Source organism: Nitrosomonas sp. Nm33, assembly GCF_900107265.1.
Classification (GTDB): Bacteria; Pseudomonadota; Gammaproteobacteria; order Burkholderiales; family Nitrosomonadaceae; genus Nitrosomonas.
Genome location: NZ_FNPJ01000158.1, coordinates 1 through 1,437 on the forward strand (window position 1 = coordinate 1; position 1,437 = coordinate 1,437).

The 1,437-nt window shown below is 51.8% G+C and carries 3 protein-coding genes; 1 reads left to right on the forward strand and 2 read right to left on the reverse strand.

From position 1 onward, the window contains the following. Positions 1–61: 61 nt before the first annotated feature. Together BLV54_RS15215 and BLV54_RS15220 are read right to left on the reverse strand one after the other, a co-directional pair. A complete protein-coding gene (locus BLV54_RS15215; protein WP_090572415.1) occupies positions 62–514 on the reverse strand; it encodes an aldehyde dehydrogenase family protein in 453 nt (150 codons plus the stop codon). A gap of 142 nt (positions 515–656) precedes the next feature. Then, the gene (locus BLV54_RS15220; protein ID WP_090572416.1) at positions 657–1,136 is read right to left on the reverse strand and encodes a tautomerase family protein; all 480 of its coding nucleotides are present in this window, start codon (positions 1,134–1,136) and stop codon (positions 657–659) included. Between the two features lie 137 nt (positions 1,137–1,273). On the opposite strand from BLV54_RS15220, the gene BLV54_RS15225 reads away from it, so the two are divergent. Then, on the forward strand, positions 1,274–1,437 hold a 164-nt coding region (locus tag BLV54_RS15225; protein ID WP_143032560.1), incomplete at its 3' end, for a LysR family transcriptional regulator.

Genomic DNA, 1,437 nt, shown 5'->3' on the forward strand with positions numbered 1-1,437 from the left:
TCGAATATTGAGTGCGCTTCTTACTCATCGTCATTAAGCTCCTTTTTAATTTTGTCAGAGCTTAACAATCTGTACAGTTTTTGGGGACCACTTCAACCCTCGCGATCTGGTAGTAGGGAAAGTTCCAGGGCTCGATGCCGAGCAGAACCCCGATCGGCTCGATATGCAGTTCAGCACCAGGAGATTCGGAAAGCAGGCGCGGCTGCAGGTAATGCTCGGCTTTCTTTGCGTAGTAGTCCAGGATATCGGCTGAAAGGGCAACTTCTGCGCGCGCCTCAGTGGTAAGCTTACCCACCTCCAACGTCAGGTAGTGGCTGTACTCTTCACTTTTTTCGCGCAGGATGGCAGCTGCGGTAGAAATAATCCTTGCACGCTCGGTGACAGAGCGATGGCGCCAATTACTGTGGAAAGCCTCATGCGCGCTTGCCACTGCGGTCTCCAGGTCCCGGTCGGATATGTTTTCATAGGTCTTGATCAGCTTGCCTGTTGCAGGGTTGATCGTTTGATAAGTCATGTTGCCTCCATGTGCTTAACTGTGAGTGAGGGCGCCCATCCGCCCGAAAAGATCAGGATGATGAGCTCGTGTTCTTTTGCGGCATATGCAGTGCCGGGCGCAGGGGAACCGGCCACCCAGCCCGGAGTGGCCAAATTCCGGTCTAACGCTCCGCTATTCCTGGAGTAAACGCCAGGTTAACGGGAAGCTTTTCCGCCGCGGTGTAAGGACTCGCCTTGTTTTCCTTTACCCATCTCCTCTCGCCTACAGATTCAAAAGGAGGCGGAATCTCTCCCTGGAGAGACCAGAGATCGAAAGGCGTCTCGTCAATGGAAATCTCCCAATCGTAGCCTCTGTCCTTTACAAAAGGAGCAATAAGCTCATCGAGCGTTCTCACCCACCATTCCCGCATGACCGGGCCGGGTAGCGTCCTCGCAATGTGATCGACCCTGAACCGGACAAATTTGTTATTTGGCTCACCGCCTACAAAGCAGGAGTCCCTGGCTATTTCCTCAAAAATGAAGACTACATAGAACTTGGGGATAGGAACGCGTGCATACATACCGGTAATCCTTTCGGATAGCTCCTTTTTATCCTGAGCGGTATATGCTCCAGCGGGATGATAAACTTTCCATAATGGCATGATTTTTCTCCTAAATGATTTGAAAGGGTACTACTTGTAATTAACAAGTGGTTAGAGTATAGACCTGGAGACGGACAGGTGTGTAGTTTGCAAAATCGGTTATCGGAGTTCTATTTTTGAAACGATGGGTGGCTCCTATGCAAGACCTGAATGATCTCTACTACTACGTCCAAGCCGTGGATCATGGCGGCTTTGCTTCGGCAGGTCGGGTCCTGGGCATGCCGAAATCGAAGCTTAGCCGCCGCATCGCCAAGCTGGAAGAGCGCTTGGGTGTGCGCCTGATCCAGCGCTCGACACGTCA